At 41.3% G+C, this 25,711-nt stretch carries 25 protein-coding genes and 1 pseudogene; 18 read left to right on the forward strand and 8 right to left on the reverse strand.

The window, feature by feature from the left end:
* Positions 1-50: 50 nt before the first annotated feature.
* Positions 51-1,198 (reverse strand): annotated as a pseudogene (locus OCV27_RS05785) (IS3 family transposase).
* A 147-nt stretch (positions 1,199-1,345) separates the two neighbouring features.
* Entirely contained in the window at positions 1,346-1,975 is a 630-nt protein-coding gene (locus tag OCV27_RS05790) for a substrate-binding periplasmic protein (RefSeq protein ID WP_245986727.1), read from the reverse strand.
* A 281-nt stretch (positions 1,976-2,256) separates the two neighbouring features.
* Between OCV27_RS05790 and OCV27_RS05795 the strand changes: the two genes are divergently transcribed.
* From OCV27_RS05795 to nadA, 16 genes are all read left to right on the forward strand, one after another.
* Positions 2,257-3,993: a glycoside hydrolase family 36 protein gene (locus OCV27_RS05795; protein ID WP_125321112.1), complete on the forward strand. Its 1,737-nt coding sequence runs from the start codon at positions 2,257-2,259 to the stop codon at positions 3,991-3,993.
* 77 nt (positions 3,994-4,070) lie between these two features.
* On the forward strand, positions 4,071-4,592 hold the full coding sequence (gene ruvC / locus OCV27_RS05800; RefSeq protein WP_125321113.1) for a crossover junction endodeoxyribonuclease RuvC: 522 nt from the start codon (positions 4,071-4,073) through the stop codon (positions 4,590-4,592).
* Between the two features lie 87 nt (positions 4,593-4,679).
* Positions 4,680-5,297, forward strand: a complete 618-nt coding sequence (gene ruvA / locus OCV27_RS05805; RefSeq protein ID WP_125321114.1) for a Holliday junction branch migration protein RuvA — start codon at positions 4,680-4,682, stop codon at positions 5,295-5,297.
* 20 nt (positions 5,298-5,317) lie between these two features.
* Entirely contained in the window at positions 5,318-6,322 is a 1,005-nt protein-coding gene (ruvB, locus tag OCV27_RS05810; protein ID WP_125321116.1) for a Holliday junction branch migration DNA helicase RuvB, read from the forward strand.
* Positions 6,323-6,778: 456 nt separating this feature from the next.
* Positions 6,779-8,365 (forward strand): cytochrome ubiquinol oxidase subunit I, encoded by a 1,587-nt coding sequence (gene cydA, locus OCV27_RS05815; RefSeq protein ID WP_125323021.1) that lies wholly within the window; start codon positions 6,779-6,781, stop codon positions 8,363-8,365.
* Positions 8,366-8,382: 17 nt separating this feature from the next.
* Positions 8,383-9,519 carry a cytochrome d ubiquinol oxidase subunit II gene (gene cydB / locus OCV27_RS05820; protein ID WP_125323022.1) on the forward strand — a complete coding sequence of 379 codons (1,137 nt, stop codon included), beginning with the start codon at positions 8,383-8,385 and terminating at the stop codon, positions 9,517-9,519.
* Positions 9,520-9,531: 12 nt separating this feature from the next.
* The gene (gene cydX / locus OCV27_RS05825; protein WP_009842723.1) at positions 9,532-9,639 is read left to right on the forward strand and encodes a cytochrome bd-I oxidase subunit CydX; all 108 of its coding nucleotides are present in this window, start codon (positions 9,532-9,534) and stop codon (positions 9,637-9,639) included.
* A complete protein-coding gene (ybgE, locus tag OCV27_RS05830; protein WP_125323023.1) occupies positions 9,632-9,934 on the forward strand; it encodes a cyd operon protein YbgE in 303 nt (100 codons plus the stop codon). The genes cydX and ybgE overlap by 8 nt, the downstream gene beginning before the upstream one ends.
* A gap of 161 nt (positions 9,935-10,095) precedes the next feature.
* Positions 10,096-10,515: a tol-pal system-associated acyl-CoA thioesterase gene (gene ybgC, locus OCV27_RS05835; protein ID WP_125323024.1), complete on the forward strand. Its 420-nt coding sequence runs from the start codon at positions 10,096-10,098 to the stop codon at positions 10,513-10,515.
* Complete coding sequence (tolQ, locus tag OCV27_RS05840) at positions 10,505-11,203, forward strand: protein TolQ (RefSeq protein WP_125323025.1); 699 nt, start codon at positions 10,505-10,507, stop codon at positions 11,201-11,203. The genes ybgC and tolQ overlap by 11 nt, the downstream gene beginning before the upstream one ends.
* Positions 11,204-11,207: 4 nt before the next feature.
* Positions 11,208-11,651, forward strand: a complete 444-nt coding sequence (gene tolR, locus OCV27_RS05845; RefSeq protein WP_125323026.1) for a protein TolR — start codon at positions 11,208-11,210, stop codon at positions 11,649-11,651.
* Positions 11,652-11,664: 13 nt separating this feature from the next.
* The gene (tolA, locus tag OCV27_RS05850) at positions 11,665-12,654 is read left to right on the forward strand and encodes a cell envelope integrity protein TolA (RefSeq protein ID WP_125323027.1); all 990 of its coding nucleotides are present in this window, start codon (positions 11,665-11,667) and stop codon (positions 12,652-12,654) included.
* Positions 12,655-12,703: 49 nt separating this feature from the next.
* The gene (gene tolB / locus OCV27_RS05855; RefSeq protein WP_420919482.1) at positions 12,704-14,017 is read left to right on the forward strand and encodes a Tol-Pal system beta propeller repeat protein TolB; all 1,314 of its coding nucleotides are present in this window, start codon (positions 12,704-12,706) and stop codon (positions 14,015-14,017) included.
* 36 nt (positions 14,018-14,053) lie between these two features.
* Positions 14,054-14,593, forward strand: a complete 540-nt coding sequence (gene pal / locus OCV27_RS05860) for a peptidoglycan-associated lipoprotein Pal (RefSeq protein ID WP_125323029.1) — start codon at positions 14,054-14,056, stop codon at positions 14,591-14,593.
* Between the two features lie 15 nt (positions 14,594-14,608).
* Positions 14,609-15,379: a tol-pal system protein YbgF gene (gene ybgF / locus OCV27_RS05865; protein ID WP_125323030.1), complete on the forward strand. Its 771-nt coding sequence runs from the start codon at positions 14,609-14,611 to the stop codon at positions 15,377-15,379.
* Positions 15,380-15,507: 128 nt separating this feature from the next.
* Positions 15,508-16,569: a quinolinate synthase NadA gene (nadA, locus tag OCV27_RS05870; protein ID WP_125323031.1), complete on the forward strand. Its 1,062-nt coding sequence runs from the start codon at positions 15,508-15,510 to the stop codon at positions 16,567-16,569.
* A gap of 64 nt (positions 16,570-16,633) precedes the next feature.
* Here nadA and OCV27_RS05875 read toward each other — a convergent pair whose 3' ends face one another.
* Complete coding sequence (locus OCV27_RS05875; protein ID WP_125323032.1) at positions 16,634-17,173, reverse strand: disulfide bond formation protein B; 540 nt, start codon at positions 17,171-17,173, stop codon at positions 16,634-16,636.
* An 11-nt stretch (positions 17,174-17,184) separates the two neighbouring features.
* Positions 17,185-17,340 carry a DUF5993 family protein gene (locus tag OCV27_RS05880; RefSeq protein WP_221740624.1) on the reverse strand — a complete coding sequence of 52 codons (156 nt, stop codon included), beginning with the start codon at positions 17,338-17,340 and terminating at the stop codon, positions 17,185-17,187.
* Positions 17,341-17,702: 362 nt separating this feature from the next.
* Between OCV27_RS05880 and vctC the strand changes: the two genes are divergently transcribed.
* Together vctC and OCV27_RS05890 are read left to right on the forward strand one after the other, a co-directional pair.
* Entirely contained in the window at positions 17,703-18,458 is a 756-nt protein-coding gene (vctC, locus tag OCV27_RS05885; protein ID WP_125323033.1) for an iron chelate ABC transporter ATP-binding protein VctC, read from the forward strand.
* 163 nt (positions 18,459-18,621) lie between these two features.
* On the forward strand, positions 18,622-19,494 hold the full coding sequence (locus OCV27_RS05890; protein ID WP_337969411.1) for an isochorismatase: 873 nt from the start codon (positions 18,622-18,624) through the stop codon (positions 19,492-19,494).
* A gap of 54 nt (positions 19,495-19,548) precedes the next feature.
* Here the strand turns inward: OCV27_RS05890 and OCV27_RS05895 are convergent, their stop codons facing one another.
* The 4 genes from OCV27_RS05895 to OCV27_RS05910 all read right to left on the reverse strand — a co-directional run bounded on the left by OCV27_RS05895 (position 19,549) and on the right by OCV27_RS05910 (position 25,705).
* Positions 19,549-21,156 (reverse strand): (2,3-dihydroxybenzoyl)adenylate synthase, encoded by a 1,608-nt coding sequence (locus OCV27_RS05895; protein ID WP_337969412.1) that lies wholly within the window; start codon positions 21,154-21,156, stop codon positions 19,549-19,551.
* A 12-nt stretch (positions 21,157-21,168) separates the two neighbouring features.
* Positions 21,169-22,350, reverse strand: coding sequence for an isochorismate synthase (locus tag OCV27_RS05900; RefSeq protein WP_125323184.1), 1,182 nt, complete (start codon positions 22,348-22,350; stop codon positions 21,169-21,171).
* Positions 22,351-22,754: 404 nt separating this feature from the next.
* Positions 22,755-23,831 (reverse strand): 3-deoxy-7-phosphoheptulonate synthase, encoded by a 1,077-nt coding sequence (locus OCV27_RS05905; RefSeq protein ID WP_125323183.1) that lies wholly within the window; start codon positions 23,829-23,831, stop codon positions 22,755-22,757.
* A gap of 218 nt (positions 23,832-24,049) precedes the next feature.
* Positions 24,050-25,705 (reverse strand): ATP-binding cassette domain-containing protein, encoded by a 1,656-nt coding sequence (locus OCV27_RS05910; protein WP_125323182.1) that lies wholly within the window; start codon positions 25,703-25,705, stop codon positions 24,050-24,052.
* Positions 25,706-25,711: the final 6 nt, after the last annotated feature.

Consider the following 25,711-nt stretch of genomic DNA (forward strand, 5'->3'; position numbering starts at 1 on the left):
CTATTTGTTCATAGTTTTTCATAATCCTACTCATGTTCTGCGCAACTTTTTCAGGACACTTTTCTAAAGGACTTTTCATAATCGATCGGTGACTTATCGCCGTTAGTCGTATGTAACCGATCTAAATTGTAATATCGCATATAATCTGACACATCATTTTTCATGTTCTCTCGCGTTGGTTGCGGTACTTTTAACAACCAGTCATGCTTCAGACTACCAAAGAACCGTTCAACTACCGCATTGTCCCAACACGCTCCAACATCACCCATGCTGGCTCTTATTCCATAGTTGGCCAGTAAATTGCGATATCGTTTACTGGTCTATTGCGACCCTCTGTCTGAGTGAAACACCAAGCCTTTACGTGGTTGGCGTAGGTTATAGGCTTTCATCATCGCTTTGCTCATCAAATCCGTGGTCATACGTTTATCAAGGCGCCATCCCACAATGCGCCGTGAATATAAATCCATAACGATAGCTAGATATATCCAACCTTCGCCCATCTTTAAATACGTCACATCGCCAGCCCAAACTTGGTTTGGTGCTACTGGATTAAAGTTTTGGTTAAGCAAATTATCGGCGACCGTATCACTATGCTTGCGTTTTGTGGTCAATTTGTACGCCATACGTTGTGTGACGACAGGGCCCAGTTGGTTCATCAGCTCTTGTGTGACATAGTCACTGACTTTAAAGCCCTCATTGCATAACCGTTTTCGCAGCTCTCGATAACCCAAACTACGTCGACTTTCTTTGAATATCACCTTCGCTCTACGATATAGATGTAACTGCTCTTGTGTTATTCGCTGAGGTGGCCTTTTCAACCACGCATAATAGGCTAAGCGACTCACATTCAAGCTGTTACATAAACGAGTAACAGGATAATCAGAAGTCAGTCGTTTAATCGTCTCAAAGGCTATTTGGTTTCCTTTAGCAACAGGGCGCTGTCCTTTTTTAGGATGTCCTTTTCCATCCTTAACTCTTTGTTTTCTTTACGTAGTCGCATTAACTCTGCTCGTTCGTCAGCAGAGAGCGCTGAGCCGGATTTTTCAGCTTCAAATTTCGCTTTCCAGTTGTAAAGAAGCTTGTCTGTGACACCCAAAGATGCCGCTGCCTTTGAAACGCTGTAGCCTTGTTCAGTGATCAACGCCACCGCTTCTCGCCGAAATTCATCGGTATAACTTCTGTTTTTTCGTTTTGTCATAGTCACCTCAATAGTAGGATTATATTCCTTTATCAAAGTGTCCTGTTGGATTAAAGCAGATCACATCCTTCGGTGGGCCAATAGAAGCGGTGTAGTAATTAGCACTAAACAGCAAGAGTTAGGCTTTGGTCTGGCGCTTGCTTTACTTTATTCACTGAGACCGTATTTAGTTTTTAGGTCTTTTAGTCTTTCTGGTCCATGGGTTTTAAAATATTGATTGAGGGCTGAAACAATCTCTTTGGCCTGTGGATGGTCTCGCCTCACAGCGGCGTGTAGTGGAGTTGAATCAAGATAGCTACGACTAAAATAGAGCTTATCTTTTTTTACTCTCATCTCTTTTACCGTCCACCTTCCAACAGCCTCATCTGCCACAAGTACGTCAGCACGTTGAGTTAACACTTGGCGAATACTATTAGGTAAATCAATTGAGTTAATGGGGATCATGTCTGGAGCTTGGCGTAAATTTCCCCCATAGGCGTAATTATGGATGAGTGCCATCCTTATGCCCTTTAAACTCTCTAGGGATTCATATTCAAAGTTAGTATCAGTACGAGAAATAAACACTATGTTGTTATGCATATACATATCAGTTAGTAAGTAGTCTTTATCTCGCTGTTCCGATTTCCAGATGGCAATAATGACATCATTTTGCCCACCTAAGGTCTCCTTAAGGACACGTGACCAAGGTTTTACTGTATATTCAAATTCAAATCCTGCGGAGTCGAGCGCATTTGTGACCAAATCGTATGCTATGCCACTACCATATGCTGAATTCATTATGTAAGGAGGCCACAAATCTTGAGATAGCCTCAGAGGTGCCGATTGACTCAAACTACTCCATACAATGCTCAATGTTATCAGGATGCGCAATCCTACTGTTTTAAATTTATTCACTCATCTAGTCCAGCGGTAATTTGATTATTGTCTATAAACAGTTTAGCTCAATCTATCTATGTTCGTGATGAGAAGCGGAATTGTCAGCGGCCAAGAATAGACATTAAATTTCGATTAACCTAAGTTGAATAGGATGACATCAAAACTTATGGAGAGCTGCTTGTATGTCGTTTTCCGTAGAATTGAAGAATGGCCACAGCTTAAGAGTACGAGATATTAACTTGCAGGCTGATCTTAACAGTAATGAGGTACGGTTTAGTTATCAGGGGTTAAGTAATGATCCAATAAGCTGTGGCTATGTTTTGGCGATTACTGAATTTACATTTGCTCACGATGCTATTCTCTTGGCGGATGGTTTTCAGATGTGTACACAAACAACGGGAACTATTGAAACTGCGGAAGATATTGGACGGCACTCTGAACAGTCACAACACTACCGTATTTACTCGTCGTCAGCTCCAAAACGATATTATAACTATTTGCTAGTAGAAGAAGATTCAGATTACACCCTGTTTGGGTTTACCTCTTGCTATCGTTTTGCGGGTTATTTTGAATTAGTGGAGCTGGAGAATCATCATTGGGTTAAAATTTGTCTTGACGGAGAAGATACATGTCCGCGCGACTGGTCATCAACTCAACTTGAGTCGATAGTTATCCTCAAGGGAGATTCATTAGCTCAACTCTATTGCGAATATGCACACCTTGTTTCACATAATCACCCTCCAAGGCAAGGTGTAAAAAGAAATTCCCCGATTGGTTGGTGCTCATGGTATGCCCATTATTCTAATGTCTCAGAACAACTAGTTAGAGACAATCTCAAGTATATGGAAGGAAGTCTTGAAGCCATTGAGTATGTGATGATTGATGATGGCTATCAAATGTTTATGGGGGATTGGCTAGCCCCTTCTAGCCAATTTCCTTCAGGAATAAAATCACTGGCACAAGAGATTAAACGCTGTGGAAAAAAACCTGCAATTTGGTTAGCTCCCTTTATTGTTCAGGCTGAGTCTGAAATTTTTTGCAATCACAAAGATTGGTTGGTCACTCATCAAGATGGTTCTTTATTAAAAGCTGAAGATATTACGTATGATGGCTGGCGTTGTACACCTTGGTATATTTTGGATGCATCAAATCCGAATGTTCAAGAGCACTTGACCAATATTATTAATACTATGCGTAAGGAATGGGGAATTGAGCTTTTCAAGTTAGATGCTCTGTATTGGGGAGCTTTAAAAGGCAGTCGTGCACAAAGTGGTATTACAGGGGTAGAAGCTTTCCGCTTGGGTATGGAAGCGATTAATGAAGGGGCGGGTAATGCGCTAATTTTAGGTTGTAATGCACCTATGTGGCCATCACTTGGTTTTGTCGATGGTATGCGAGTGTCAGATGACGTAGAGCGTGATAAAACAAGATTTATACAGATAGCACAGGAAGCATTTTTCCGTAGTTGGCAGCATAGAAAACTTTGGCTAATTGACCCTGACTGTGCCACTTTATTGTCCTTACCTGATCAGGCAACAGAACAATCTAACTTTGAATTTCATCGCAATGTGTTACTGACTTGCGGTGGTTTTTTAATGTCAGGGGACCCATTATCTCAAATGACACCTTTTGCAAAAAGTACCCTAGCACGGCTTTTTGTTCGTCATAAGCATAATCAAAACTCAGCTCGATTTTCTTCCTTATCCCTTGATCATGCCTATTTAAGAATGAATAAAAAAAATGATTTACACTGTGTATTCAATTTTCAGCAGCAAATACAAACGATTTGTTTGATGTCTGATGTGCCAGTGAACTGGTATGACTATTGGACTGGTGAAAAACTGACAGATCAACGTACTGATTTGCTGAAAGTGAGTCTTGAGTCAATGACTAGCCGGGCCGTTCTCACTAAGCGATAGGTAGCAGAGAGCCTCGCTTATGTTTTTGCTCTGAGCTAAGATACCAACTGTTGTAACAATTAGGCTTTGCTAATATTATGTCAATTATCTTGGGTATTGACCCAGGTTCTAGAATTACTGGCTATGGTGTGATTAGGCAAGTTGGACGTCACTTGCACTATCTTGGTAGTGGCTGTATCCGCACCTCGGAAAATGAACTACCCGGACGCCTTAAACAAATCTATGCTGGCGTGACTGAAATCATCACTCAATTTCAACCCGATGTTTTTGCTATTGAGCAGGTCTTTATGGCTAGGAATGCTGATTCTGCTTTGAAGCTTGGTCAGGCAAGAGGCAGTGCTATTGTGGCAGCTGTGAATGCTGATTTACCCGTCTATGAGTACGCAGCTCGTCTTATAAAGCAGGCTGTTGTTGGAACTGGTGGAGCGGATAAAGAGCAAGTACAGCACATGGTACAATCTATCCTAAAGTTATCGGCAAAACCCCAAGCCGATGCGGCAGATGCACTAGGTGTTGCAATATGTCATGCAAATACTAACAAAACGATGGTTGCTCTTGCAGGTCAGGCTGTGGGTGCGCGCAAAGGGCGGTACCGTTAACTCTGTAGTATTCACCATATAAAGAACTGGATGTTTATCCAGTTCTTTATTATTCTGTCATAAATTCATCGGTAAAGAGTATTGAGTGTGATTGGACGTTTACGTGGAATTTTACTTGAAAAGCAGCCCCCAGAGCTATTAATTGAAGTCAATGGTATTGGTTATGAAGTCCAAATGCCGATGAGCTGTTTTTACGAACTGGCTAATGTAGGTGAAGAAGCGATCATCTATACACATTTTGTTGTGCGTGAAGATGCACAATTGCTGTATGGGTTTAATACTGTTAAAGAGAGAGCGTTATTTAGAGAAGTTATCAAAGCAAATGGTGTAGGGCCCAAATTAGGACTAGGTATTTTGTCAGGTATGACTGCAAGCCAATTTGTTTCTAGTGTTGAACGTGAAGATATCTCCACTCTTGTTAAGCTGCCCGGTGTTGGTAAGAAAACGGCAGAACGCTTGGTGGTTGAGATGAAGGATAGGCTCAAAGGCTGGGGAGCCGGCGATTTGTTTACTCCCCATAACGATGCTGCTCCTAAAGATGCTCTCGAGCATTCAAATATCAACAATGCCGAAGAAGAAGCTGTCAGTGCATTACTTGCACTTGGATATAAACCAACTCAAGCTTCTAAAGTAATATCTCAAGTTAAATCGCAGGATATGAGCAGTGAAGAACTTATCCGTGAAGCACTGAAATCCATGGTTTAGATCATGATTAGGAACCGTTAATGATTGAAGCTGATCGTTTAATTGCCCCCGATAACAAAGTTTATAAAGACGAAGATGTAATTGACAGGGCTATTCGCCCCAAAAAGCTGTCAGACTACCGAGGTCAAGATCACGTTCGTGATCAAATGGAAATATTTATACAAGCTGCAAATTTAAGACAAGAAGCTTTAGATCATTTATTGATCTTTGGCCCACCTGGATTAGGGAAGACCACTTTAGCAAACATTGTTGCCAATGAAATGGGCGTCAGTATACGTACTACTTCTGGGCCAGTACTGGAAAAGGCTGGAGATTTGGCCGCGTTGTTGACCAATTTAGAGGAAAATGATGTCCTTTTTATTGATGAAATTCACCGATTAAGCCCAATGGTAGAAGAGGTGCTGTACCCAGCGATGGAAGACTACCAACTTGATATTATGATTGGGGAGGGACCAGCTGCTCGGTCAATTAAGATTGATTTACCGCCTTTTACCTTAATCGGGGCGACGACACGTGCTGGTTCTCTTACTTCTCCACTACGCGATCGTTTCGGTATTACTCAGCGTCTTGAATACTATAAAATTGCTGATTTACAGCATATTGTTCAGAGAAGCGCTGACTGTCTTGGTCTTTCTATGGAAAAAGAAGGAGCACTTGAAATTGCAAGGCGAGCAAGAGGGACGCCTCGTATTGCTAATCGATTACTCCGCCGCGTTCGAGATTATGCTGAAGTAAAGGGTAACGGACACATTTGTCCAGATGTTGCTGATAAAGCACTAAATATGCTTGATGTTGATGTGCAAGGTTTTGACTACATGGATCGAAAGTTACTGCTAGCTATTATGGAAAAATTCTCTGGTGGGCCTGTGGGTTTAGATAATATGGCAGCGGCTATTGGCGAAGAAAAAGATACGATTGAAGATGTTTTAGAGCCTTACCTTATACAGCAAGGATATTTACAGAGAACACCAAGAGGTCGTATTGCTACCGATAGAGCATATTTGCATTTCGGTATTGAAAAATAAGTTTTCATGGCCAGCAATTGATTGTCTGGCCTTAACCAATGGTGATAGATATCACAATAATGAAATATTGATACTGGTAATAAAGTAATTTAAATATACAAGATGTTAACTACTTGTTTTACATGATTGTCTTAATCTCCCGCAAAATAACCGCAAATTAACAAAAGCTCATATAAACTATTGATGTAGATCAAGTTGATGATTTTTTGAACGGAAAGGTCATGCAAAATTTGATGTAAATCAAAGCGAAGTCCGAATATAAACTTTTTGAACGCAGCAATTTTTAGCAGTAGTATTAGCACAAGCTATATTAGCTAGTGCTTAACAATTAACTAACCATTAGAGTACATTTTTGCAACAACATGCTGTTTTTTAGCAACATTGTCTTATTCGTCACAATGTTTACTGTGGAGCATAAATGTAAAAAGTGTCATCAGGTGACACATAGGAGTAAACATGTTTGATGTAGTCGAACTGTCGCGGTTGCAGTTTGCACTTACTGCAATGTACCACTTCCTCTTCGTACCATTGACTCTAGGTATGGCCTTTCTGCTTGCCATCATGGAATCTCTGTACGTAATGACGGACAAACAAATCTATAAGGATATGACTAAGTTCTGGGGCAAGCTTTTTGGTATTAACTTTGTCCTTGGTGTTGCCACTGGTTTGACTATGGAGTTCCAGTTCGGTACTAACTGGTCTTACTATTCTCATTATGTCGGTGATATTTTTGGTGCCCCGCTCGCTATTGAAGCACTGGTTGCTTTCTTTCTTGAGTCTACTTTTGTTGGTTTGTTCTTTTTTGGTTGGGATCGACTGACGAAGCGGCAGCACCTAGGTGTTACTTGGCTGGTTGCTCTTGGCTCAAACTTCTCAGCGCTATGGATCTTGGTTGCAAACGGCTGGATGCAAAACCCAGTTGGAGCAGAATTTAATTTTGAAACCATGCGCATGGAAATGGTGAGTTTCGCTGAAGTTGTTCTCAATCCTGTAGCTCAGGTTAAGTTTGTTCACACTGTTGCTTCTGGGTATACAACAGGTGCTATGTTCATACTTGGTATTAGTGCCTACTATCTACTTAAAGGGCGTGACATTGCATTTGCTCGTCGTTCTTTTGCTATTGCAGCTTCATTCGGTATGGCCTCGATTTTGTCGGTTATTGTACTTGGAGACGAGTCAGGCTACGAGTTAGGTGAAGTCCAGAAAGTCAAATTGGCTGCTGTAGAAGCTGAGTGGCACACTGAACCTGCGCCAGCCTCATTCACTTTGTTTGGGGTACCGAATCAAGAAACAATGCATACTGACTACGCGATTAAAATTCCTTATTTAATGGGTATTATCGCCACTCGCTCAATAGATGAACAAGTGACCGGCCTCCGCGATCTTCGAGATGAACATGTTGATCGAATTCGTAATGGCATGTACGCCTATGGCTTACTGGAAAAATTGCGTGAAGGTGACAAGTCAGATGAAAACAAAGCGGCCTTTGATGAAGTAAAAGGCGACTTAGGTTACGGGCTTTTACTTAAGCGTTATACCGAAAATGTTGTTGATGCTTCTGAAGAGCAGATTCAAGCAGCAGCGGATGACTCTATTCCAACCGTATGGCCACTTTTCTGGTCGTTTCGGATCATGGTAGCGTGTGGTTTCATTATGTTGTTTGTGTTTGGTGCATCTTTCATTCAGACGTGTCGTCAGAAAATTGAGCAGAAACCATGGGTTCTTAAAGCTGCACTGCTAAGTATTCCTCTGCCGTGGATTGCTATTGAAGCAGGCTGGTTTGTTGCTGAGTTTGGTCGCCAGCCATGGGCTGTGGGTGAGATTCTCCCTGTAAATGTGGCGGCTTCTGCTTTGACTGCCGGAGAAATATTGACTTCATTGTTTGCTATTTTGGCATTGTATACTGTCTTCCTTATTGCAGAAGTCTACCTCATGCTTAAATTCGCCCGTAAAGGCCCAAGCAGTTTGAAAACAGGACGCTATCACTTTGAGCAGGAAGACGTTTCTGCTGAAGATAAAGTTAGCCGCCAAGTAGACGCATAAAGCACGGAGAAAAACATATGTTTGATTATGAAATCTTACGACTTATCTGGTGGGTTTTGATTGGTGTTCTTCTAGTCGGCTTTGCAGTAACAGATGGGTTTGATATGGGTGTAGGCGCTCTTATTCCTATCATTGGAAAAAATGACAATGAGCGTCGAGTGATGATTAACTCAATAGGTCCTCACTGGGAAGGCAATCAAGTTTGGCTAGTGACAGCAGGTGGAGGTTTATTTGCAGCATGGCCTTTGGTCTATGCCACCTCATTCTCAGGATTCTATCTAGCTATGATCCTCACGTTAGCAGCCTTGTGGTTACGCCCACTTGGGTTGGCTTATCGTTCAAAAATTGAAGATGAGAAATGGCGCTCGACATGGGACATTTGCATTTGTATAAGTGGCTTTGTTCCTCCTGTGATCTTCGGTGTTGCGTTTGGTAACTTGCTTCAAGGAGTACCTTTTCAGCTGACTGAATTTTTGATGCCGACGTACCATGGTTCATTTTTTGAGTTACTTAATCCATTTGCTCTTTTGTGTGGTTTGGTGAGTTTGTTTATGATCATCATGCAAGGGGCTACATGGCTTCAATTGAAAACGACTGATGATGTTCATACGCGTTCTCGAAATGTTGCGCAGATTATGGGCTTACTTACGGTTGCAGCGTTCGTAGGAGCAGGCTTCTGGATTCAAACTATTGAAGGTTATGTAATCACGAGTACGATGGATCATAGTGCAGCTTCTAACCCGTTGACAAAAGAAGTGGTACGCGAAGTTGGTGCGTGGATGAATAACTTTGAGCAATATCCGCTTATGTGGATAGCTCCGGTGCTAGGGGTGATGATGTCTTTAGTTGCTGTTGTTGCTTCGCGTTTCGACCGAGGTGGTATTGCCTTTTTTGCATCAAGTGTTGGTAATGCTGGTATTATTTTCACTGCGGGTTTAGCTATGTTTCCATTTATCATGCCATCGGATTTGGTGCCAAATCATAGTTTGACTATGTGGGATGCTACATCATCTGAGCTAACACTGAACTTAATGACAGGTGTTGCTTTCATTATGGTACCAGTGATCCTCTGCTATACCACTTGGACATATTACAAGATGTTTGGCCGTCTAGATAATAAGTTCATTGAAGACAACAAAGATTCATTGTACTAAGGAGCAAAGACTATGTGGTATTTCGCGTGGATTTTAGGTGTTCTACTGGCTTGCGCATTCGGCATCATTAATGCACTTTGGCTAGAGCACAGTGAAATGATGGATAAAGACAGTGACTAGTATCACTGAGCGGGTAGAAAGGTTGCATGCGCCAATAGATAAGGCTGTTTTAAAAGTCTTATCTCTCATTATTGGATTTTATCATGTAGCATTGGTTATGTGGGATCCTAAGTCATACGGTGAAGCTATCGGTGGGTTTAATGTGGTTATTTCACCACTGCTAATCTGGGCGATGTGTTCTAGTATGGTATTTGGTTTGGGCTTCAAGCCGAGAAATTGGTATTGGCAAGTATTGTTTAGCCCATATTTCTCAATCACCATTCTACTCTACTTGACTATTATAAGATTCGTCTGATTTTATTTGATTGGGCTAAACCCCTTATTCAATAAATAGCATCGTTACTTGGTGAGCGATGCTATTTTTGTTTCACTCGATGAAAATACGCTACTAATCCTTGCCTAAACACTATTGAAGTGAGGTATAGTAAGGTAACTCATGCAGATGTAGAGAAGAGAGTGGATATAAGCCAACCGGTATTCGAGTTTCCTATTACTGTCTATTTTGAAGACACTGATGCAGGTGGCATGGTTTACCATGCCAATTATCTTAGGTATTTTGAGCGTTGCCGATCTGAATGGTTAATTCAAATGGGAATGTCGCATTCAAGCCTGAGGGAACAAAACATTAGTTTTGTAGTCCGACATGTGGATATGGATTTTCTACGAGGTGCTTATTTAGAAGACCATTTACTCGTTAGAGCCTCTATTGCAATAGCGAAGAAAGCTTCCCTTACTTTCTGTCAAGAGATCGTCAATCCTGATGGAGATATATTGTGTAAAGCAATGATTAAGGTAGCATGCATCGATAGTAAAAAAATGAAGCCTAGAGCGTTCCCGCAGAAAATTATTATGGAGTTTACTCAAAGTGACCGCTGATATTTCAATGTTTGATTTGTTTCTTCAAGCAAGCCTGTTAGTAAAAATAGTGATGTTAACTCTACTGGGGATGTCTATCGTTTCTTGGTCAATGATCATTAAACGCAGCAAAGTCTTATCCCAAGCTACAAAAGGTGCTGAAACTTTTGAAGACACATTTTGGTCAGGTGCCGATCTTTCAGCCCTTTATCAAAGTGCTAAAAAGCGTAAAGAGGATCTTAGCGGAACAGAGGAAATTTTTTATTCAGGATTTACCGAGTTTGCACGTTTAAGGAAATCGAATGCCGAGTCGCCTGACTTTATTATGGAAGGAACCGGAAGAGCAATGCGTGTTGCTGTTGCGCGTGAAGTTGATGAGCTAGAGATGCACTTACCTTTTCTCGCTACAGTTGGTTCCATTAGTCCGTATATTGGCTTGTTTGGAACGGTCTGGGGGATTATGCATGCATTTATTGCTTTGGGTGAAGTGAAGCAAGCAACCTTAGCTATGGTTGCTCCTGGTATCGCCGAAGCCCTTATTGCAACTGCAATGGGTCTATTTGCCGCGATTCCGGCTGTAATGGCCTATAACCGGTTAAGCAACAAAGTAGGTAAGCTAGAGCATAGTTATGCTACTTTCTCAGAAGAGTTTCACAGTATATTGCACCGCCAGGCGATGGCTGGTCGTGATTCTGCCAGCAGGGGCTAAAGTCATGGCTGGTTATCAACCTAAAAAAAGAAAATTGACCGCAGAGATTAACGTTGTTCCTTATATTGACGTTATGTTAGTTCTGCTGATCATTTTTATGGTGACTTCTCCTTTTGTTACTCAGGGCGTCGATGTTGAACTGCCTAAAACCTCGACTGCCAAGACGTCGTCTGAACTTGCAGGTGACAGCGATGCGAGTTTTATCATCGTTGAAATTGATCGAGATGGTAATCTCGGCGTGAGTGTCAATGATGAAGAAGTCACTCGTGGCCTCTCGTTGCAGGAGGTGACTGTTCGAATAAAAGCAGAGCTATCACTTAAACCTGACTCACCCGTTGCCGTTGGTGGGGACGCCGCGACTCCCTATGCAGAAGTCGTTTTGGTTTTAGATGAATTAAGTCGAGCTGGAATCCCTAAAGTTGGGCTTCTTACCGAGATAAAGGAATAAGCGCTCTCTGGTTATGAAAGATAGTAAACCGAAGAAAAAGAGTGATTACGTTAAGCCTCTAGCTATCTCTGCGGCGCTGCACGCACTATTGTTCATTGCTCTAATATGGGGTGCAGACTTTACTATGTCTAAACCTGAGCCCTCTGGAAAAATGGTCCAGGCGGTTGTCATTGACCCAAGTTTAGTTCGCCAGCAAGCTCAGCAAATCAGAACCCAGCGAGAGGCTGCGGCTAAAAAAGAGCAAGATAGGTTAGATAAGCTGCGTCGGGAAAGTGAGCAATTGGAAAAGAATCGCAAAGCTGAAGAAGAACGTATTCGTAAATTAAAAGAACAACAAACCCGTGAAGCTAAAGCAACTCGTGAAGCTGAGAAAGTTAGACAGCAAAAAGAAAAAGAGCGTAAGGCAGAAGAGCTGCGTGCTCGCCAAGAGAAGGAACGCGTGGCTAAGTTAGAAGTTGAGCGTAAAGCCAAAGAGGCTGCAATTGCCAAAGCGGAAAAAGAGCGAATCACACGAGAAAAAGCCGCTCAAAAAGCTGAACAAGAACGCGTTGCTAAGGAAAAAGCAGCCAAAGAAGCGGCAGAAAAAGCGCGCAAGGAAAAACAACGCCTAAAACAAATTGAGCGAGAGCGTAAAGAGCAAGAAGCGGCACTGGATAATATTTTTTCGGGTTTAGAGACTGAAGTTGAGCGTAATAGCGCAGCTCGGCAGCAGCACGTTGACAGTGAGGCGCAGCGGTATGGCGCTATGATTAAATCGCTGATAGAGCAAAACTTACTCTTGGAGGACAGTTATAGGGGAAAGTCCTGCAAGGTTAATTTACGCCTTATCCCAACGGGTACTGGCGCTATAGTTGGTAATCTAAGTATACTCGATGGAGATAGTCGCTTGTGCTCGGCAACCAAACGTGCCATTGCTCAAGTGGGTAGTTTTCCATTACCCAAAGAGCAGGATGTTATCAACAAATTGAAAAATATTAATTTAACTGTAGAACCTGAGTCATAAGGAAGAGCTTGTGTTTAAGCGACTAGTATTAGGGTGGTTGCTCATTGTAATGAGCATATTTCAGGTAGCTAATGCTGCGTTAGAGCTGGTTATTACTGATGGTATTGATTTAGCTCGACCGATTGCTATTGTGCCATTTAAATGGCAAGGGCCAACTCAGTTACCACATGACGTGTCGGCAATTATTGCCTCAGATTTGCAGCGCAGTGGTAAATTTAGCCCAGTGCCAACCGGGAAAATGCCTCAAACTCCATACACTGAAAGTGAAGTTAATTTTGAAAAGTGGACTGGTTTAGGTGTTGATTCCTTACTCACTGGAACCATTTCGCTCAATGCGGAAGGTGATTATGTTATTCAATATCAGTTGATTGATGTAGTCCGTGGTCAATTGACTCAAGGTCAAAGTAAAGCGCTGAGCTCTGATGGGCAATTAGTGCTTTCAAACGATCATGTTCTCTTTAGCAAACGAGCAACTGTACCTGGTGAGAGATTACGCGAATATGCGCATCGTATTTCTGATTTAGTCTACGAAGAACTAACTGGTGAGAGAGGGGCTTTTTTGACTCGTATCGCTTATGTGGTTGTTAATGACAAAGATACCTACGCATACCAGCTTAGGGTTGCTGACTATGACGGCTACAATGAGAAACTTGTATTGCGTTCCAAGCAGCCGCTAATGTCTCCAGCTTGGTCCCCTGATGGTAAAAAACTGGCTTATGTAAGTTTTCAAAATGGTCAGGCCGAAATATTCATAATGAATATCTACACCGGTAAGCGTGAGAAGGTAACGTCTTATCCACGTCACAATGGTGCTCCTCGTTTTTCTCCAGATGGTAATACACTTGCGCTTGTTCTTTCTAAAACGGGTAGTTTGCACGTATATACGCTCGACTTAAATACTCGTAAGTTGACTCAAATTACACGTGGCAGATCAAATAATACGGAACCTTTTTGGCATCCTGATGGTAAATCATTGATCTTTACGTCAGATCGGGGTGGTAAACCGCAAATATATAAAGTAGATTTGGCAAATGGTTCAACAAATCGTTTGACTTGGCAAGGGCGTCAGAATTTAGGTGGGCAAATTACACCTGATGGGCGGTTCTTGGTCATGGTCAATCGTACCAATTCAGGTTTCCACTTAGCAAAACAGGATTTAGAAACAGGGTCTGTACAGGTATTGACTAAAACCTTGCTAGATGAGTCACCGAGTATCTCACCAAACGGTGGTATGGTAATTTACAGCTCTATCTTTAATCAGACTAATGTACTCTCTATGGTCTCGATAGATGGGCGCTTTAAAGCTCGATTACCCGCGACAAATGGTCGTGTCCGTGCACCGGCATGGTCACCCTATTTGTAGCCAGTAATATGTATCAAAACTAAGGAAAATATAAAAATGCAACTAAACAAAGTTCTTAAAGGACTATTAATTGCGCTGCCAGTTCTTGCGGTTACAGCATGTAGTTCAAGCGATGATGCAGCAAACTCTACTGGTTCTGAAACGAACCAATCAACTTCAGGTTCAGCAAATGGAGTTGATACTACAGTAGTTTCACCAATTGGTGAAAATGGTCAACTTTCTGAGGACGAGCTGAAAGAGCAGGCGCTTCGTGAGTCTCAAACTATCTACTTTGCATTTGATAACTCTACTATTGCTCGCGATTACGAAGAAATTTTAGCTGCTCACGCTGCTTACCTAAGTAAAAATCCATCACTTAAGGTAACTGTTGAAGGTCATGCTGATGAGCGTGGTACACCTGAATACAACATCGCTCTGGGTGAACGTCGTGCAAGTGCAGTTGCTAAATACTTACAAGCACTTGGTGTTCAAGCAGATCAAATATCAATAGTAAGCTACGGTGAAGAGAAACCTCTTCTTATGGGTCAATCTGAAGATGTGTATGCAAAGAATCGTCGTGCGGTTTTAGTATATTAATCAAAGGTAGGTCTTATGTTCAGTAACCTTAAGCACGTCATTATGCTTATGTTACTGGCAAGTGCAGCGAGCTCAGTGTTCGCTGCACCAGCCCCAGTATCAGATGTAAGTGGCAATAGTACTTCTGTATCGTCCTCTGCCGGTTTGGCAAATGAATCAGAAGTTCAACGCCTTGAGCGCTTGCTCGAAAATCGTAATCGTGTACAGCTACAAATGCAGCAGCAGCTTGACGATATGGCACTGGAGATTAACGATCTTCGCGGTCAGCTTGAGAAAAATAGTTACGATATGCAGCAAATGCTTGAGCGCCAACGTGAACTTTTCATTGAACTTGATAAACTTCGTGGTCAAGTGGCAGCTACCCCTGTTGCTGAGGTAACTAAAGATGCTGCCACAGCTCAAGGTAAGTTCAGCTCTAATGTTGATGAGCAAACCGCTTATCAGAATGCAGTCGATCTTATCTTAAAGAAGCGTGATTACGCTGGTGCCATTTCGGCGTTCCAAAAGTTCCAAAAAGACTATCCCAATTCTACGTTTTCCCCCAATGCACACTACTGGCTTGGACAGCTTTATTTTGCCAAGAAACAAGACAAAGAAGCCGTTAAAAGTTTTGCCGCTGTAGCTGCTTACCCTAAGTCTAATAAGCGTGCTGATGCGTTAGTTAAGCTCGGTGACATTTCTAAGCGTAACGATAATACTGCGCAAGCGACTAAGTACTACCAGCAAGTTATTGATGAGTATCCAAGTAGTGCTTCGGCTAAGCTTGCCGAAGATCGAATAAAATAGTGATAAAGGAGCGAGAGTTGCTCCTTTTTTACTATGCTTCTAACAAGTAATTCTGCTCGATACTAGTATTTCGAACTCGCTTAAGGTTAGAATATGCGGATTATTAAAAGTTGCCCAGAGCAAGAGCAATGAGTCACGTTTTAGAAACTATTGAAACTGTATATCCATTTCCCCCTAAGCCAAACCCATTGTCTGACGAACAAAAGCAGGCACATATAAAGAAAATTAAAACTCTGTTAAAAGAAAAAGATGCCGTACTGATTGCCCATTATTATACTGATCCAGAAATTCAGGCTTTAGCAGAAGAAAGCGGTGGTTTTGTTGGCGATTCCTTAGAGATGGCTAAGTTTGGTAATCGTCACCCTGCGAACACATTAGTTATAGGTGGCGTGCGCTTTATGGGTGAGTCTGCAAAGATTCTAACACCAGAAAAAAATATTCTCATGCCAACACTTGAAGCAGAGTGTTCGCTTGATTTAGGTTGTCCTGCGGATAAGTTCTCAGAATTTTGTGATGCACATCCAGATCATACTGTGGTTGTATACGCCAATACCTCTGCGGCGGTTAAAGCTCGGGCTGACTGGGTGGTAACATCAAGTATCGCACTGGACATCGTTGAACACCTCGATTCTGAAGGAAAGCCAATTATTTGGGGGCCAGACCGCCATTTAGGTTCATATATTGCGAATAAAACTGGTGCGGACATGTTGCTATGGAATGGTGAGTGTGTTGTTCATGATGAGTTCTCTGCAGATGCTTTACGTAAAATGAAAGGAGTTTACCCTGACGCTGCTGTTTTAGTACACCCCGAATCACCTGCAAGTGTGGTTGCTTTAGCTGATTCAGTCGGTTCGACAAGTCAGCTGATAAAAGCGGCAAAAGAGTTACCAAACCAAAAACTGATTGTTGCAACTGATAAAGGTATCTTTTTTAAGATGCAGCAGTTAGTACCTGAGAAGGAATTAATCGAGGCGCCAACAGCAGGTGCAGGGGCGACCTGTCGTAGCTGTGCTCATTGCCCTTGGATGGCGATGAATGGACTACATGCCATAGAGCAAGCGTTGAGTTCTGGTGGGAAGAAGCATGAAATCTTTGTCGATGAGGCTATACGTGTTAAATCGCTTATTCCACTCAATCGCATGCTCGATTTTGCTGAGCAACTCAATATGAAAGTAAAAAGTAATGTATAATTGTGTCATTGAAAGGCCAGTTCGAAAATAGCTGGCTTTTCAAGTTTTCGAGCTTAGCTAGAGGCTAGCTAAACAGCCAATAGTTTAATGGGTTATCTGGACATTGGTACGGTCCACACTCAGCAAAAGTGGATAGTATGTTGAGCGCTACAACTGCCAGAGCAATGAGACAAACCCAGCGTCCAAGCATACTCATAGTATATGGCTCTGAGTTCCATTCTTGACGCCACATCATCAACAGTATTGCGACGGCTAAAATGGTTGCAGCAAATAAGACAAATGCCCATGTATAGTAGTGTATACCCAATACAGGGCTGCCGTAACCCGGCGTTCCCGGTATAACGTGTAAGGAAATTTGGCGCAGTGAAGTTGCTGCGCCAAATAGTGCACCAATTAACACGACACCATAATGCCTCTGCTCAGGGCCATACTTTACGTTGAGTAGAAAACCGAACATCACCATGATAAACCCGATGCGTTGAAGTAGGCAAAGTGGGCATGGTAACTCGTTGAGAGCAAATTGGAGAACAAAGCCAATCAGAAGCACTAAAGTCATACCGAATAAGCCCAAGGTGTTGAATAAGCTAATATGATTACGATTCATAGCGTCTATCCTCACAACAATATTGAAAGCGCATCATTTGCATGATGGTGAAACCAGAACAAACTTAAAACTACAGAGACGGTAAATACCCCATAGCCCAAAGATTTCTTACCTGTGAATGCACAAAGCATTGCTATAAAGAGTGTGAGAAGAATGAATGACATCATATGAAGCCCTTACTAAGATTTCGTTACCAATAATTTTGATGGTTGCCTATGTTTATCATTAACATAGGGCCATAGAGTAGCTATTTCGATAGCTAAACGCATAACCTAAGATTACAGTAAACAGAATAAAACCCGCGAATACAATTACTAGATAGAACAAAACATAGACTAATAGGTTCAATATGCCTAAACCATTGAAAATAATTATCTTAAATTTGTATGCTGATACTGCTGACTGTAATATTAAAGATTTGCTGCATTGAGCTTAGCTAGGAAGAGTTATTGTTTCTTAGCGTAAAGTTGACTAAGTAAATACGCATTGACTTTAGCAGCAAGAGTCTGATCTGATAAGGTGTACCAGTATGATTGTTATTAAAAACCTCTCCAAAGCTTATGGAAAAAGTAGAGTCGTCGATCAAGCCAATGCTAAGTTTGAAAAGGGCAAGGTTACGTCTATTATAGGTCCAAATGGAGCAGGGAAGAGTACGCTTTTATCTATGGCTTCACGCTTGGCAGACCGAGACAGCGGTAGCGTGCTTATCGACTGTCGAGAACTAAGTGATTGGAGCTGTCAAGAATTGGCAAAACATTTAGCTGTTTTGCGCCAGGCGAATTCAGTAAATATGCGGTTTACGGTTAAAGAAATGGTTTCATTTGGGCGTTTCCCATATTCTCAAGGGAAACTGACTCCACATGATTACACAGTGGTTGAGCAGTCAATTAACTACTTAGGGCTACATGATATTCAGAATAAATTTCTTGATGAACTCAGTGGAGGGCAGCGTCAACTTGCCTATATTGCCATGGTGATAGCACAAGATACCGATTATATCTTTCTGGATGAACCACTTAATAACTTAGACATTAAACATTCGCTACAAATTATGAAAAATATGCAACGTTTAGCAAAAGAGATGAATAAAGCCGTTGTGGTTGTCATCCATGATATAAACTTTGCAGCCTGTTATTCGGATGTGATCGTTGCGTTGAAACAAGGCAGAGTTGTGGCTAGCGGTATAGTTGAGGATGTCATTCAGGTGGATACGCTGAGTAGTATTTATGAAACGCCATTTAACATTATCGATGTGAATGGAAAGCGAATGTGTACTTACCACTGAACTTAGAGGACTGGTTAGTATTTATTACTTATCACAATGCCTAACAAATAAACCTATTTCTATGATTATCAATTGATTTCATATTCTTGTTTGTTTTAAGATAAACACAAATGATTTTCATTTTTATTAGCTTTCAGTGATAATTCTCAATAAGGATAATTAAATGGCCATTCCCAAGATAGCGTCATACCAGGCACTTCAATCAGAATCATTTCCAGCCAATAAAGTTGACTGGGCAATAGATCCTAAGAAAGCGGTTGTTTTGGTCCATGATTTACAAGCTTATTTTCTCAATTTTTTTGATAAAAACTTGTCTCCAATACCAGAGTTGTTAAGAAATGTGAACAAGGTAACGCAAAGTGCAAGAGTGGCTGGTATACCTGTAGTATATACCGCACAGCCTGCTAATCAGGATCCTAATGAAAGGGCACTATTGACAGATTTTTGGGGGGCAGGGCTTACACAAGACACAGAGATAGTACCTGAAGTTGCTCCCCTGGCTGGTGATATTCAATACACCAAATGGCGCTACAGTGCGTTTAAGAAAACCCCCTTACTCGAATGGATGAGAGAAGAACAAAGGGACCAATTGATCATTGTAGGTGTCTATGGACATATTGGGATTTTATCAACAGCTCTTGATGCCTTTATGTTGGATATTAAGCCTTTTGTCATTGGTGATGCAATCGCCGATTTTTCAGCTGAGGACCATTTATTTACTTTAAAATATGTCGCGGGTAGAAGCGGCAATGTTAAATCTGTCGACCAATTTGTCAAAAGTATTGAATCTGGCTCACCTGAAAAGGAATTGAGTTTGGAGAGGATGAGGCAGGATGTTGCAGATATCTTAGAAGTGGATCTCGATGAAGTCGATGTTGATGAAAACTTAATTTTTCTTGGTCTTGATTCGATTCGTGTGATGACATTGCATAGTTGCTGGAAGAAGATGGGATTCGATGTCGAGCTGGCTGAAATGGTAGCACAAAATACTATTAAGGATTGGTGGAATATCTCGGCTGCACAGGTATCAGTCTAACGGTTGTCTTTAGTCATGCTCCCCTGTACTTGGCAGGGGAGCATGACTAAAGGATTAAGCACTATATTCGGCTCGTAACGCTTTTTTATTGATCTTACCAACGGGTGTTTTAGGCAGTTGTTGGCAAAATTTGACATGATCTGGGATCTTATATTCGGCGATCCCCTGAGCATATAGAAATTTCTTTATTGCGATTGGTTTGAGGTTAGTATTTTTGTTACACACGATTACCGCACAACTTTTTTCTCCTAAAAAATCATCAGCTACTGCAATCAGAGCAACGTCATGGATGTCTTCATGTTTTAATAATATATTCTCAATCTCTTCAGCAGCAATCTTTTCTCCGCCTCGATTTATTTGATCTTTATCTCTACCCGTAACAATGAGGTTGCCTTCAGGTGTTTGACGTACAAGGTCTCCTGTCGCGTAATATCCGTGTTGGTTGAATGAGCGATGGTTGTGATCTGGTGCTTTGTAATAACCTCTGATAGTGTAAGGCCCTCGGGTCATGAGCTGACCTTCTTCGCCAAGATTTACAGGTAAACCTTCTTCAGTCACTATCAATATTTCATCATGCTTTGAAATAGGGCGACCCTGTGTTGTGGTTATGACCTCAATTGGGTCGTCCAAGCGTGTGTAATTGACCAACCCTTCGGCCATTCCAAAGACCTGTTGTAATTTACAGTTTAAAATAGTGGGGAGCGTAGTTGCTGCGCTTTCACTAAACTTTGCCCCACCGACTTGAACCAGTTCTAAGCTTGAAATATCTTGGGTTGAACTTGGTGCATATTGCATCCAAAGTAATGCCAGTGGAGGGACAAGAGCACAAGTATTAACCTTATGTTTCTCAATCAATGAGAAATTAAGTTCAGGTGAACTATCAGGGCTAAGCACAACACGCCCACCCGCAAAAAAAGTACCCAAAGCTCCAGGAGAGCTCAACGGAAAGTTATGAGCGGCTGGAAGAGTACACAAGTACCGCGTCTGATGACTAAATTGGCAGATGAGATTACTTGCGATAATACTATAGGCGTAATCGTTGTGCGTTCTAGGGATAAGTTTAGGTACTCCAGTCGTTCCACCAGATAATTGGAAAAAGGCAATATTATCGGCTGTGGTGTACTGAAGAATACAGGGTTTAACAAATAATTCTGCCAGTGATAGGACGTTACTTTGCTTTGGTTTACCTGTAGTGATGGCATAGTCGAGTGTTTTACAGTCTTCGAGTAGTTTGGATACTGTGTATTGTGCATTTAATCCAGAGATATTATCCGAAAAAATGTAAGCTTTTGCGTCCGTGTGATTACAAAAATAACTCAACTCCATATCACGATGAGCAGGCAAGGCGAGGACAGGCTTAATACCTTTCAGAGTAAGAGCGAAAAATGAGATATAAAATTCAGCGCAGTTACTCATCTGTAAAACCACATTATCACCAGCTCTGAGGCCTAACTGGATAAATCCTGCTGAAAGCTGATAGATACGTTCTAACAAATTTTGATAGTTGTATCTTTTTTCACCACAGCATATTGCGATGGCATCAGGTGTACACGTAGCGGTTTGGTGAAGGTAATCAAATAAGGTTTTGTCTTGCCAGTATCCTAAATCTTTATATTTTTGGCTGATGTGTTCAGGCCAAGGTGTAAAATCATAATTAGTCATTACTTTCATCTTTCAGGCGGTGAGTAATTCATCAACTTGGATTCCAGCGGCGCGTAGAATAGTATTCATTTTAGCTCCAGTTTCTTCGAGTTCACTTTGTGGTGAAGACTCATTGACGATCCCCGCACCAGCATAGATAGACATAGCTTTTTGGCTAACTTCAGCGCATCGAATGGTGACTACCCATTCGCCGTTGCCGCGTGCATCACACCAACCAACCATTCCTGTAAAATAGCCACGTTCAAAACGTTCAATTTCTTTTATCGCAGCATAAGCCGATTGGCGTGGAAAGCCGCATACTGCAGGAGTTGGATGAAGATCTGCTGCAATTTGCAATGAGTTGGTATGTGGATTGTCAATTTCACCTTTTAATACAGTAGACAAGTGGAGCATGGTTTCTGTTTCAATCACAGATGGAACCATGGGGGTATAGAGGTTATGGCAATATCGGCTGAGCACTTTTTCGACATCTTCCACCACAAAACTATGCTCATTTAAATCTTTTTGTGTATCTAGTAAGGAAATGCATGCACTTTGGTTTTCAATTTCACAAGTTGACTTAGGGCGAGAACCTGCAAGCGGGTTGGATAAGACATGACTGCCTTTTTTAGACAGAAGTAGCTCGGGACTTGCACCCATAAGCTTAGAGTGCTCCGATATTTGCGAACAATAAGTGTACCCATTGGTGTTTATGGATAACAGATTACGTAGCAGGGAACATTGGTCGATTTTCTTATCGGTAGCAATCTTTATCGAACGAGACAACACAACCTTTGATAGTTCGGTGGTATCAAAAAGATTTAGTAATCTTGAAACTCCATTTTTGTATTCATTACCACTTGGAGGTGACACTACCTTGGCTGTTTGCGATAAGTTTTGATAGTTACGTTGGCTACGGGTGCTACTAGATACATAAAGGGTTTCAGGAATACAAAATTGTGTGGGTGTATTTTCATTAAATGGAACGGTAGCAAATAATAACGGATTATCATTATCCTTTGTTTTGGCTTTTTCTAGAAGCTCTTGAGCAGTACTTGCCAATTGCGAAAAAGGAATGGACTGATTCAACCGTATTTTAGTTCCCACGCCCAGCATAGAATTGTTGGGTGAGGCGAAGAAAAATGGTGAGTCGAGCAGCTTGTTGGTAAACATTTCATTGGCCATTTTGGAAAAACCGACAACTTCTCGTTTCATAGACTGTCCTTATTAATACGCTATTTTACCCGCATTCATAAAAATAGGGTTTCCGTTGACTCAAATTAGACATATATGAGCACGAATCTAAGAATTGTGGATTAGATGCTACGCATAGTCTTAATTGAAATTTGGATTAACCCTAGTTACATGATTGAGGAAACAGGTCTCTAGTTGATTGAACTGAGTGGATTATAAATTATATTGATTATCAATAGCAATTGATAATCAATATCATCTAGTGATATGCATAACACTAAACTTATGTTTTTATAATAATTTTGTAATTTAAGTTTGAGGTTGGTGTTGCTAAAACAGAACTTAACAAAGAAGAATCGATATTTAAAATTGTATGTAGCCATTTGCTCAGTGCCTTAATTACCGAGCAAATGATATAAATAGTTCTATGCTCGTTCAGTCTGAGCAAACTTAGAGTCTACTTGCTCTAACATAGCTTGATTTAAGCGTTCAAGAAACACTAAAGTATCCTCCCAACTTAAGCATTCATCAGTAATCGATTGCCCGTAATTAAGTACTCCATGGTTTATTTTTTGGTTACCACCAAGCAAAAAACTTTCGCACATTACACCAGCAATATTTTCCTCAGCCAAAGAAATTTGCCGAGCTATATTTTCGACAACAGATAGTTGGTTTTTTGCGATTTTACCGCTGTTACCATGGCTACAATCAACCACTATTCGTGGCGATAAGTCATTACATATAAGTTGATATGAAGTATTTTTTACGTGTTGTGAAGAATAGTTTGGAGTCACTCCACCGCGTAATATTACATGGCAATTATCGTTGCCTTGTGTTTGTATTGCGACAGTTTGATTATTAGCGGTTTGTCCTAGCATTAGGTGACAATCTTTTGCCGCGTGTATCGCGTCGATAGAAATATCAATATTACCATCGGTACCGTTCTTGAAGCCGATAGGGCAGTGCAGGCCAGAAGCTAACTGACGATGAGGCTGTGATTCGGTTGTGCGTGCTCCAATTGCTCCCCAGCAAACTAAATCTGCAATGTATAATGCTAAGTTGGGATCTAGAAATTCATTGGCTGTTGGTACACCCAGTTCTAAAATTGCATGCATCAGTTGCCGGCTACGAGCAATGCCACTGAGTAAATTAAATTCACCATTAAGTTCTGGGTCGACAATAAACCCTTTCCAACCTCCACGTGTACGAGGCTTTTCAAAGTACGTTCGCATGACCAGCTTTAAAGTACCATTGTAGCGCTTTTGCATTTTAGCTAATCGAGTTGCGTATTCAATAGCGGCGTTGGGATCATGTATTGAGCATGGACCGATAATTACGAGTAATCTAGAGTCATCGCCTGAAAGTATATTGGCAATTTCTTGTCTTTGTTTAAAAATGAACCCTTGAAGATCTTGACTAATATCAATTTGATTTAAAATATTTTGTAGGCTAGGTAAAGTCATCAGTGACTTAGTATTGATGACGTTTTGTAAAGCATTCATGGACATTATCCGTAAAATTTAAGTCACTTATAAAGGCATTATTTTTTATAGTGACTAATAAAAAGGAAGCTGGGGTTAATATATAGCCAGAAAAGCCATAATATATTGTTATATTGATTGTTTTTATATTTACACCCTGAACATTATTGTTAGGTTGGGTCCGCTAAGTTTTACATTGGTGGTATATAAAAAGTAAAAGTAGCAGACCCTAATCAAACTTAAGCAGGCTGAGTGGTTAACTCACCTAAATCCTCTTGCTTTTCATAGTTATGACGTTTAACCCTAACCTTTTGGTTATCAATGGTTAGCTCTAGTGTAGGTTGCCAAATTTTTGCATCTCTATGTGTCACTATAATAACCGTAGAATCTAATGTGTGTACATGTTGTGCGATATATTGCTCAGTGGTTTCATCGAGGGCTGAGGTCGCCTCATCGAAAATCAATATGGGTGCTTGTTTGATTAGCGCTCTGGCAATAGCGACCCTTTGTTTTTCTCCACCAGAGAGCTGTGATCCTTTCTGCCCTAACGTTTGATAAATGCCTTCATCTGAGCGATCGATAACTTCGTTTAATTGAGCTTGCCTAGCAAAGCGATCTACTTCGGAATCAGTGGCATTTGGGTTACCTAAACGAATATTTTCGGCTAGTGTGCCAGTGAAAACGATGGGGTCTTGTGCCACATATGCAAGGTGTTCTATTAGAACCTCATATGGAATATTTTTAAGACTTATGTTTCCGATCGATACATGGCCTTGACTAGGGTCATCAAATCTCATTAACAGACCAAGTAAGGTGCTCTTTCCACTACCACTTGTACCATTAATAACGACTTTTTCTCCTTGGTCTATTTTAGCATTTGCATCAATAAAAATGTCTAGATAGCCTGCATTATCAAGCTGTAGAGTGTTGTTGCTGGGTTTTTTTGCTTGTTCGTCATTAGGTTCTGGTAATACAGGTACCTTAGTTAAATGTTGGTAGTCTTTAATCGAAGATTTTACGTCATTAATTGCGAATCCAGCTAACGCTAGTTCTCCTAATGGTGCAGCTGCTCTAGTAATTAATATTAGTAAAGCCAAGATTAATAATGGCTGAGTAACACCTGTATAAACAAGGTAAGTGGCAATACCGCTCAGAGGTAAAAGAGTAGCGAAAGTAGATACTAGTGTTGCAATAGATGCTGCACGGTTTATTTTGGAATACACTTTTTCTTGTGCATTCCAGCTTTGTTCAATTCGTTCTATCGCTCGCACGGGACCTGCTGTCGAGCGAAGTAAATCAAGGTGATCAATGAGTTCAAGGGTAGACTTAGTTGCTTGAACATCCGCATGATGTCTATCGCTGTCAGAACTACTAAGATGGTGCTGAGCTTTGTATTGCACTAGCAAAGCTATGCTGAGTAATGCTGCACTAAGTAAGGCTACATCGAGTCCACCGATTATACCAATCCCTACGACCAAAAAAAAGGGGAGCAAGGGTGCGTGTAAAAAGGTTTGCAACTGGTGTGCTGGGATTGCCATAAAGCCAGGTATACCACGTTCAGCAAGTTGAGTAACTTGAGTTCGGTGTTGCTCGTTAAACCAAGCAAGTTTAGCTTTACTAATCGATTGACCAAGAGCTGAGTATAAATCTCCCGCTAATCGTGCTCCAGACAGAAAGCCAGAACGGGTGACCAAAACCGTGATTAAAATGGCAATAGCTGCTGCCACTAAAACGTTTACAGGAGCTTCCCGGTTAACAATTGCTATTGCCAGAACAATGTATGCGATAGCTTCGAATACGGCAACAAGTCCCCAACCTGCGCTAACTCGATATAATCGATATTTTGCCTGTGAGGGAAGCGTATGGCCGGAAGAGTGTGTACTATAAGTTGTCATACTTCT

This window comes from Vibrio pectenicida (genome assembly GCA_024347015.1).
In the GTDB taxonomy this organism is placed as follows: domain Bacteria; phylum Pseudomonadota; class Gammaproteobacteria; order Enterobacterales; family Vibrionaceae; genus Vibrio; species Vibrio pectenicida.

Coding starts and splice junctions, on each gene's coding strand:
- OCV27_RS05790 (WP_245986727.1), bottom strand. CDS start 1,975: ATGAATTCAGCATATGGTAGTGGCATAGCATACGATTTGGTCACAAAT.
- OCV27_RS05795 (WP_125321112.1), top strand. CDS start 2,257: ATGTCGTTTTCCGTAGAATTGAAGAATGGCCACAGCTTAAGAGTACGA.
- ruvC (WP_125321113.1), top strand. CDS start 4,071: ATGTCAATTATCTTGGGTATTGACCCAGGTTCTAGAATTACTGGCTAT.
- ruvB (WP_125321116.1), top strand. CDS start 5,318: ATGATTGAAGCTGATCGTTTAATTGCCCCCGATAACAAAGTTTATAAA.
- cydA (WP_125323021.1), top strand. CDS start 6,779: ATGTTTGATGTAGTCGAACTGTCGCGGTTGCAGTTTGCACTTACTGCA.
- cydB (WP_125323022.1), top strand. CDS start 8,383: ATGTTTGATTATGAAATCTTACGACTTATCTGGTGGGTTTTGATTGGT.
- cydX (WP_009842723.1), top strand. CDS start 9,532: ATGTGGTATTTCGCGTGGATTTTAGGTGTTCTACTGGCTTGCGCATTC.
- tolR (WP_125323026.1), top strand. CDS start 11,208: ATGGCTGGTTATCAACCTAAAAAAAGAAAATTGACCGCAGAGATTAAC.
- tolA (WP_125323027.1), top strand. CDS start 11,665: ATGAAAGATAGTAAACCGAAGAAAAAGAGTGATTACGTTAAGCCTCTA.
- tolB (WP_420919482.1), top strand. CDS start 12,704: ATGAGCATATTTCAGGTAGCTAATGCTGCGTTAGAGCTGGTTATTACT.
- pal (WP_125323029.1), top strand. CDS start 14,054: ATGCAACTAAACAAAGTTCTTAAAGGACTATTAATTGCGCTGCCAGTT.
- ybgF (WP_125323030.1), top strand. CDS start 14,609: ATGTTCAGTAACCTTAAGCACGTCATTATGCTTATGTTACTGGCAAGT.
- nadA (WP_125323031.1), top strand. CDS start 15,508: ATGAGTCACGTTTTAGAAACTATTGAAACTGTATATCCATTTCCCCCT.
- OCV27_RS05875 (WP_125323032.1), bottom strand. CDS start 17,173: ATGAATCGTAATCATATTAGCTTATTCAACACCTTGGGCTTATTCGGT.
- OCV27_RS05880 (WP_221740624.1), bottom strand. CDS start 17,340: ATGATGTCATTCATTCTTCTCACACTCTTTATAGCAATGCTTTGTGCA.
- vctC (WP_125323033.1), top strand. CDS start 17,703: ATGATTGTTATTAAAAACCTCTCCAAAGCTTATGGAAAAAGTAGAGTC.
- OCV27_RS05890 (WP_337969411.1), top strand. CDS start 18,622: ATGGCCATTCCCAAGATAGCGTCATACCAGGCACTTCAATCAGAATCA.
- OCV27_RS05895 (WP_337969412.1), bottom strand. CDS start 21,156: ATGACTAATTATGATTTTACACCTTGGCCTGAACACATCAGCCAAAAA.
- OCV27_RS05900 (WP_125323184.1), bottom strand. CDS start 22,350: ATGAAACGAGAAGTTGTCGGTTTTTCCAAAATGGCCAATGAAATGTTT.
- OCV27_RS05905 (WP_125323183.1), bottom strand. CDS start 23,831: ATGAATGCTTTACAAAACGTCATCAATACTAAGTCACTGATGACTTTA.
- OCV27_RS05910 (WP_125323182.1), bottom strand. CDS start 25,705: ATGACAACTTATAGTACACACTCTTCCGGCCATACGCTTCCCTCACAG.